A 7,933-nucleotide genomic window follows, 5' to 3' on the forward strand; every position below is an offset into this window, starting at 1 on the left:
TTTCTCTGACGAAATGGGAAATAGTCGTAGGATGGGTTCGCATCAAGCGCGACGTGGCACCCCGACGCATCTCACAGCGAAGTGTTGTGGCGAATCCTCGCCGTGTGTGCGAAACATTCAGGCAATTGGGCCGTTGAGAATATTCCAACAAGGAAGGGTTCCCACATGAAGCCATATGCAATTCTGCTCGCCGCTGGCCTGCTCGCTGCATGTACGTCGAACGCGGCCTACGGGCCCGCATCCAAGTCCGGAGCGATGGGCTATTCCAGCCAGCAGATCGAAACGGGCCGATACCAGGTCTCCTACACCGACTCCAGTCCGTCGAAGGCGCGTGACCGGGCCTTGCTGCGTGCAGCTGAACTGACGCTTCTGGAGGGCTCTGACTGGTTTGAGATAACCAGCAGCTTTGCCGAACGTAGTGAAGACAGCCGTAGCGGTGGTTCCAGCGTCTCCATTGGCGGTTCGTCGGGCTCTCGCGGCCACAGCAGCGTCGGGGTCGGCGTAGGGATCGGCATTCCGCTAGGGGGTGGCAATAGCGGGTCGGTTACCGAAGTCCTCGAAATCGTCACCGGCAAAGGCGACAAACCTGATCGGCCGAGTGTCTATGATGCCCGCTCTGTGGACATCAATCTGCGCGGTTCGGCGACCGAATGAAGGAAGTCTTTCGCACCAATGACGTCGTCAAGCTGAGCTATATTGAGCACCTGCTGCGGGAGGCGGGCATCGAATATTTCATCGTTGATCAGCATATCTCCGCTGTCGAGGGCAATATCGGCGCGTTTCCGAGGCGCGTGATGGTGCCGGAGGAATTGTTGCCTGCTGCCGAGGCAGCCTTGGCCGAAGTCGAACGCGGCTAGTGGGGCAGATCACAGAAGATACCCTTTACCAAGGGCGGGTCACCCTGTTCCAACCTGAAAAGGGCTTCAGAGCCAGCACAGACTCGCTGATGCTGGCCGCGGCCCTTCCCGAAAAGTCCGGCGGCGCGGCCCTAGAAATAGGCTGTGGATGCGGTGGGGCGCTGATGACGGCCGCATTTCGATTGTCGCAGATGCAGGTGACAGGCGTGGATATTGATGCGGTCATGACTGACCTCGCACGGCAATCTGTCTCGTCAAACAATTTCAAAGACCGAGTGAGTGTCGAGACTGGCAATGCCGCCGAATGGGTACGCGACAAGGAAAATCGGTTCGATCTGGTTTTTGCAAACCCGCCATATTTCGAGCCAGGAAGGATCTCCGCACCGGGAGCGGAGAAAGCTGGAGCATATCTCGAATCCCTCAGCCTCGATGGTTGGATCAAGGCGATGGCGTTTGCGGCCAAGCCGCGTGCGCCCATTGTGATAATTCATCGCGCTGCCGAACTTGCCCGAATTCTCGCTGTGCTGGATCGCCTGACGGGAGAGATTACCGTTCTGCCCATCGCGCCGAAACATGGCGAAGATGCGCGCCGGGTTTTGGTGCGGGGACGCAAGGGATTGAGACGGGGAGAGGTGCGTTTGCTCGCGCCCGTCGTCACTCACACCGCCGACGGTGAGGCCAGCGAAGCGCTGGATGCGATCCGTCATGGCAGGGCGATCGACTGGTAATCCAGATTTTCTGGGAATTGCCACATTTGCAGGCTAGGGTCTGAATTGAGGTAAGGGCATAGAAAAAGGAGTTGGCCATGTTCGGCCTGTTGTTCTTCGGCTTTCTGTTCATTGGTCTGGTCCTGGCCTTGCTGGGGCATGGCGGGTTTTACCGCATGGTCACCGGGCGCGGGGCAGGGTCAAATGATCATGATGAATCTCGTGGGTCATTCTGATCGCATTCCCGTGCTTGCTTCGCCCTGCGCACGGCTGTAACCCGACACCCAATCGATATTCGGATCTGCCCCATGACCGCACCCAAAGCGCACGCCAAACCGAAATCCTTTCAGGACCTCATCCTGACACTTCAGGCCTATTGGGCCGATAAGGGCTGCGCGATCCTGCAGCCCTATGACATGGAAGTCGGCGCCGGCACCTTGCACCCGGCGACTGTGCTGCGGGCATTGGGGCCAAAGAACTGGCGTGCTGCCTATGTCCAGCCCTCGCGGCGGCCGAAGGATGCGCGTTATGGGGAAAATCCCAACCGGCTCGGCCATTATTACCAGTTCCAGGTCATCCTGAAGCCTAATCCCGACGATTTGCAGGACCTCTATCTGGAAAGTCTCTACGCCATTGGCATCGACCCGACTGTTCACGATATTCGCTTCGTCGAAGACGACTGGGAGAACCCGACTGTCGGCGCCTGGGGCCTTGGCTGGGAAGTCTGGTGCGATGGGATGGAAGTCAGCCAGTACACCTATTTCCAGCAGGTTGGCGGACTGGATGTATTTCCGGTTTCTGGTGAATTGACCTACGGGCTCGAACGCCTCGCCATGTATGTGTTCGGCGTCGACAATGTCTATGATCTGCCCTTCAACGATCCGGACAGCGCAGTGCCGCTCTCCTATGGCGACGTGTTCCTCGAAAACGAGAAACAACAATCAGCGTTCAATTTCGAGCATTCCGATGTCGAGATGCTGAAGCGCTGGTTTGCCGATTGCGAGAACCAGTCGAATGCCCTGCGCGATGCAGGCAAGCCTTTGCCAGCTTATGATTACGCCCTCAAAGCCTCGCACACGTTCAACCTGATCGACGCACGCGGCGCCATCAGCCCGACCGAGCGTCAGGCATATATCGCCCGCGTCCGAGACCTCGCCCGCGGCGCCGCTGCGCAATGGGCCGAGCAGGAAGACGTTTCCACCTAGATTTAACCTCTGACTGATTTGGTCATTCGGCTTCATGGGGATAGTCTCTTCCGGTGTGGGAGGACGCGTCATGTTACGTTGGATACTCGTTTGCCTTGTCGGTCTTTGTCTCGTGCTTGGCGCGGACGCGAAGACCAAACGTGCCCTGATCGTCGGTGTCGGCGACTATGAGCAATTGCCAGACCTGCAAAAGACGACCGGAGACGCCACGGGCTATTCCGAAGCGTTTGGGGGCGAGCTGGGCTTTGAAGTCACGCGCCTGATCGACCCTGGTACGATTGACTTTCTCGAGGCGCTGGACGGCTTTCTCCAATCCATTGAGCCCGGCGACGAAGTCGCTTTCATCTTTTCCGGACACGGCTGGTCGGATGGCGCCGACAATTTTCTGGCGATGACCGATGCGCCGCTGGAATCGTCTGAATTCGCGCTGCGCCGCCAGACTGTGTCGCTATCGACTGACGTGCTCGCAGAGATCAAGGCGCGCAAACCGGGCCTGTTGTTTGCCATCGTGGATGCTTGCCGGGACAATCCCTTCGATACAGGAACCCGCAGCGTGACGCGCGGACTGTCGCGGCTGGAGATCGTGCCGGGCACACTCGTGGTCTATGCGGCAGGCACCCGCCAGAAGGCGCTCGACCGGCTGGGGCCGGAGGATGAGTCCCCGTATTCGGTCTTCACGCGCAGCCTGTTGCCGCGCCTCAGCGATCCGGCCAATCCCTTGTTGCGCAGCGTGGACGAAACTCGCAGCGAGGTCGCGATGCTGGCCTCCTCCATAAATCATGAGCAGCGCCCCGCAATCTATTCGGACGTTTCGCTCGACTATTGTTTTTCCGGGGAGTGCCGCCTGAAGACGGTGCTGGACCAGGAGACGATGGATTGGGTCGAAATCTCCAGCGTGGGCTATACAACCGTCGATCCTTGCACCAAATACGCCCGCCATCTGGAGCAATATCCCGACGGGAAGTTCGCCGAGGTGGCGCGCCGGAACCTCGCTAATCCGCCCTGTGCCCGAACGCGGTTGCAGCTGAAATCTGTATCCTGGTTCGGAAACCTGGACGGCCACACGGACGAAGTCTATGGCGTAGACTACAGCCTGAGCGGACGCTACGTGGCAAGTGCATCAGCCGATCACACGGCGCGTCTCTGGATCGTCGGCATGACGCCAAGCCTTTATGGCCAGTCGACCGAGCTGAAAGGCCATACCGCGCCGGTCCTGACTGTGCGGTTCAGCCCAAGTGAAGAGCGCCTCATCACGGCGTCCGAAGACGGCACGGCGCGCATCTGGAGCTCGCTGGGCCAGGAGGCGCGGCTGGTGCTTGATGGACATCTGGGCGTTGTTTCCTACGCTGAATACAGCCCCTTCGGGGACCGGGTGGTTACGGCCTCATATGACGAAACCGCACGTATCTGGGACGCCCGAACGGGCGAGGAGGTGTTGCGCCTGACAGGGCACTCCGGCGCAGTCCGTTCCGCACGGTTCAATTTTGATGCAAGCCGGATCGTCACAGCGTCGAATGATGGTACGGTCCGCGTCTGGGATGCGGAGACGGGCGAGCAGCTCCGCATGGTCGAATCCGGAGAAGTTCCGGCTACTTACGCCACGTTCAGCCAAGATGGAGACCGCATTCTTGTCGCCTCAACGGACAAGGCGGCTCGTATATGGAGCGCGGACGGTGAAGTTCTCGAACTGACCGGCCATGATGCTCCGCTGTGGAATGCCGCTTTCAGTGCAGACGGCGAGTTCGTGGCGACCAGTGCGATGGATTTGTCCGGCAAGATCTGGGATGCCGAGACCGGAGCCTTACTTGCCGGGGTGCAGGATCTGAGCATGTCCGGCGCCAACTGGATTGAGTTTGCGCCGGATGGCAAGAAGCTGGTCGTGTCCATGAAGGGCGGCGCATTGCAACTCTGGCAGCTCACTTTTGGGGCTGACTAAGCGCCCCATCTGCACGTCCGGTGCTTGACCCTGCCGCCCGCGCTAGTATGCCGTGCAGGCTTGTAACTACTGGCTGGACCCCTTCATGGCAGACCTGATTCTCGAACTCTTTTCAGAGGAAATCCCCGCGCGCATGCAGGCGAAGGCTGAGAGTGATCTCGGTACTGCACTGGAAAAGGCGCTGGGCGAGGCGGGGCTGAGCTGGTCGAATCTGGAAACGGCCTCTGGCCCACGTCGCCTGACGGTGGTCATGGATGGCCTGACAGAGCGCTCTGCGGATGTGAAGGAAGAGCGCAAAGGTCCGAAGGTCGGCGCGCCGGACAAGGCGGTCGAGGGCTTCCTGCGTGGCGCGGGGCTGAGTGACATCAGTCAGGCCGAAGTGCGCTCCGATCCGAAGAAGGGCGACTTCTACGTTGCTGTGATCGAAACGCCGGGCCGCGATGCGACCGACATCATTGCCGAAGCTGTGCCTGCCATGGTTCGCGGTTTCCATTGGCCCAAGAGCATGCGCTGGGGCACGGGTGATCTGCGCTGGGTGCGCCCGTTGCAACGGATTGTCTGTGTGCTGGACGGAAAAGTGGTGCCATTTGAAGTGGATGGCATTTCCAGTGGCGACGAGACCGAAGGCCACCGCGTGCATGGCCGTGGGCCGTTCAAGATTACCTCTCGCAAGGACTATGAGAGTCAGCTCAGCGGCGCTGGCCATGTGAAGCTGACGCGCGATGCGCGGCGCGATGTAATCCTCGCCGGCATCGAGAAGGTTTGCGCCGAGGCTGGCCTCGAATGGATTGAAGACAAGGGCCTGCTCGAAGAGGTCGTTGGCCTTGCCGAATGGCCGGTCGTTGTGCTGGGCGATATGGACCCAGCCTTCCTGGCGCTGCCGCCGGAAGTGATCCAGCTGTCCATGCGGACGCACCAGAAGTACTTCGCGGTGAATGACAAGAAGACCGGGAAGCTGGCGCCGAATTTCATTGTGGTGGCAAATATCGAAGCGACCGATGGCGGCAAGAAGCTGGCCGAGGGCAATTCGCGCGTCCTGTCGGCGCGCCTCGATGATGGCCGGTTCTTCTGGGAGAAGGACAAGGCGACGCCCCTGGAAGACATGGCCGAGAAGCTCTCGACCATCGCCTTCAAGGCCGAGCTTGGTAGCCTTGGTGACAAGGTGGAGCGCGTCGCCGCGCTCGCCTACGAACTCGCCCCCAAAGTTGGCGCCGATCCGGGCCTTGCCGAACGCGCCGCGCGTCTCGCTAAGGCCGACCTCGTGTCGGAAATGGTTGGCGAATTCCCGGAATTGCAGGGCGTGATGGGGCGGTATTATGCGCTGGAGGCTGGCGAACCGGCGGCCGTCGCCGATGCCATCCGCGATCATTACAAGCCGCAAGGCCCGAGCGACTCCGTGCCCACCGCCCCGGTGGGCATCGCCGTCGCGCTCGCCGACAAGCTGGATACGCTGGTTGGATTCTGGGCGATCAATGAAAAGCCGACGGGATCGAAAGATCCGTTCGCGCTCCGCCGCGCTGCACTCGGCGTGGTGCGGATTGTTTTGGAGAATGAAAACCGAATCCAATTCAGATCCGAATTTACGAATCATTGCGAACGATTGGGCAGTCGCGACGAAAGTGGACTTTGGATATGGGGGTACGATCCCACCTCAAAGTATTCAGATGAAGATAAAGGTGTTGTCTCTTCCCCGCAGACACTGATTGAGAATAGCAAAGACCTAGCTAGCGACCTCCTTTCCTTCTTCGCAGACCGTCTTAAACAGCACCTCCGAGACGAAGGTCAGCGTCATGATCTCATCGACGCCGTGTTCGCTCTCGGTGAGGATGATCTTGTGCTCATCACGCGCCGCGTCGAGGCGCTTGGCACATTCCTGGATACCGAAGACGGCGCAAACCTGCTCGCGGGCTACAAGCGCGCCGCGAACATCCTCAAGGCCGAGGAGAAAAAGGGCGATCTGCCTGCTGATCTCTCCGTCAATGACGCCCTCATCGCCAAGGGGCCAGCCGAGGAAAAAGCCCTCGCGAAAGCCCTGTCCGATGTCGAGGCCGCCATTGAAAATCCGCTGAAGTCCGAGGATTTCACCGCAGCTATGGCCGAACTTGCCAAATTGCGTGGTCCGGTGGACGCTTTCTTCGAAGCGGTCATGGTCAATGACGAGGATTCTGCCGTGCGCGCGAATCGTCTGGCACTGCTCGCCAAAATCCGTGGAACACTTCACCGCGTAGCGGATTTCTCCCGCATCGATGGCTGATGCAGGTCAGGGCGCTCGCGTGCCCTTGTGTCAGACTGAAACGGCCTGCCTGCACGGGAACGCGCCAATGTGTCACGAACAACGTTGTCACCCCCCGCGTGCCCTTTCGGACACTGGCCAATGGCGCTGCAATGCAGCATAGGAATTGCAATTCGCCCCCCGTTAACTTGGGGGACACGACATATGTATCGGAAGGCAGAATTCATGGGTGAAGCAGCACTGAAGCCAGCAGACGAAACCTGGGTGTATGCTTTTGGAGGCGGGAGCGCAGACGGCGACGCCTCAATGAAAAATTTGCTCGGAGGCAAGGGCGCGAACCTCGCTGAAATGGCGAAGTTGGGTTTGCCCGTGCCACCGGGATTCACGCTGACGACTGCAGTCTGTACTGCATATTATGAATTGGAACGCCAATATCCGGCAGCTCTGGAAGCGCAAGTTGATGCCGCGCTCGCAGCCGTCGAGCGTGAAACGGGCAAGGGCTTCGGCGATCCTGAAAATCCACTGCTCGTATCCGTACGCTCAGGCGCGCGCGCTTCTATGCCTGGCATGATGGACACGGTCCTGAACCTCGGCCTGAACGAATCAGCTGCGGCGGGACTGGCCAAAAAGGCCGGCGAACGCTTCGCCTATGATTCCTATCGCCGCTTCATCCAGATGTATTCCAATGTCGTGTTGAACATCAGCCATGACGAGTTTGAGCACATTCTGGACGATTACAAAGACCGTCAGGGCTATGATCTCGATACCGAGATGACGGCCGATGACTGGAAGCAGATCATCTCGCTCTACAAGGACGCGGTTCAGTACAATCTTGGTCGCCCTTTCCCGGATGATCCGAAGGAACAGCTCTGGGGTGCCATCACGGCCGTGTTCGGTTCGTGGATGAATGACCGCGCGATTACCTATCGCAAGCTGAACGATATTCCTGAAGAATGGGGCACGGCGGTCAATGTGCAGGCCATGGTGTTCGGTAA

8 protein-coding genes are annotated in these 7,933 nt (G+C 59.4%); all 8 read left to right on the forward strand.

Going from position 1 to position 7,933, the window contains the following annotated elements; translation table 11 throughout:
- Positions 1 to 165 precede the first annotated feature (165 nt).
- The gene (locus B2P82_RS08070) at positions 166 to 654 is read left to right on the forward strand and encodes a CC0125/CC1285 family lipoprotein (protein ID WP_034814019.1); all 489 of its coding nucleotides are present in this window, start codon (positions 166 to 168) and stop codon (positions 652 to 654) included.
- The gene (locus B2P82_RS08075; RefSeq protein ID WP_290496326.1) at positions 651 to 857 is read left to right on the forward strand and encodes a putative signal transducing protein; all 207 of its coding nucleotides are present in this window, start codon (positions 651 to 653) and stop codon (positions 855 to 857) included. Before B2P82_RS08070 ends, B2P82_RS08075 begins: the two co-directional genes overlap by 4 nt.
- An 89-nt stretch (positions 858 to 946) precedes the next feature.
- Positions 947 to 1,585, forward strand: a complete 639-nt coding sequence (locus tag B2P82_RS08080; RefSeq protein ID WP_290496328.1) for a tRNA1(Val) (adenine(37)-N6)-methyltransferase — start codon at positions 947 to 949, stop codon at positions 1,583 to 1,585.
- Between the two features lie 77 nt (positions 1,586 to 1,662).
- Complete coding sequence (locus B2P82_RS08085) at positions 1,663 to 1,800, forward strand: hypothetical protein (protein WP_156947859.1); 138 nt, start codon at positions 1,663 to 1,665, stop codon at positions 1,798 to 1,800.
- A gap of 72 nt (positions 1,801 to 1,872) precedes the next feature.
- On the forward strand, positions 1,873 to 2,769 hold the full coding sequence (locus tag B2P82_RS08090; protein WP_290496330.1) for a glycine--tRNA ligase subunit alpha: 897 nt from the start codon (positions 1,873 to 1,875) through the stop codon (positions 2,767 to 2,769).
- A 70-nt stretch (positions 2,770 to 2,839) separates the two neighbouring features.
- On the forward strand, positions 2,840 to 4,705 hold the full coding sequence (locus B2P82_RS08095) for a caspase family protein (RefSeq protein WP_290496332.1): 1,866 nt from the start codon (positions 2,840 to 2,842) through the stop codon (positions 4,703 to 4,705).
- Between the two features lie 85 nt (positions 4,706 to 4,790).
- Complete coding sequence (gene glyS / locus B2P82_RS08100; protein WP_290496333.1) at positions 4,791 to 6,959, forward strand: glycine--tRNA ligase subunit beta; 2,169 nt, start codon at positions 4,791 to 4,793, stop codon at positions 6,957 to 6,959.
- Positions 6,960 to 7,163: 204 nt separating this feature from the next.
- On the forward strand, positions 7,164 to 7,933 hold a 770-nt coding region (locus B2P82_RS08105; RefSeq protein ID WP_290496335.1), incomplete at its 3' end, for a PEP/pyruvate-binding domain-containing protein.

Source organism: Hyphomonas sp. UBA4494 (genome assembly GCF_002388935.1).
Classification (GTDB): domain Bacteria; phylum Pseudomonadota; class Alphaproteobacteria; order Caulobacterales; family Hyphomonadaceae; genus Hyphomonas.

What these genes read in the sequence shown, in the direction of transcription:
- B2P82_RS08085 (WP_156947859.1), top strand. Translation starts at nt 1,663, where the DNA reads ATGTTCGGCCTGTTGTTCTTCGGCTTTCTGTTCATTGGTCTGGTCCTG.
- B2P82_RS08075 (WP_290496326.1), top strand. Translation starts at nt 651, where the DNA reads ATGAAGGAAGTCTTTCGCACCAATGACGTCGTCAAGCTGAGCTATATT.
- B2P82_RS08095 (WP_290496332.1), top strand. Translation starts at nt 2,840, where the DNA reads ATGTTACGTTGGATACTCGTTTGCCTTGTCGGTCTTTGTCTCGTGCTT.
- B2P82_RS08080 (WP_290496328.1), top strand. Translation starts at nt 947, where the DNA reads ATGCTGGCCGCGGCCCTTCCCGAAAAGTCCGGCGGCGCGGCCCTAGAA.
- B2P82_RS08070 (WP_034814019.1), top strand. Translation starts at nt 166, where the DNA reads ATGAAGCCATATGCAATTCTGCTCGCCGCTGGCCTGCTCGCTGCATGT.
- glyS (WP_290496333.1), top strand. Translation starts at nt 4,791, where the DNA reads ATGGCAGACCTGATTCTCGAACTCTTTTCAGAGGAAATCCCCGCGCGC.
- B2P82_RS08090 (WP_290496330.1), top strand. Translation starts at nt 1,873, where the DNA reads ATGACCGCACCCAAAGCGCACGCCAAACCGAAATCCTTTCAGGACCTC.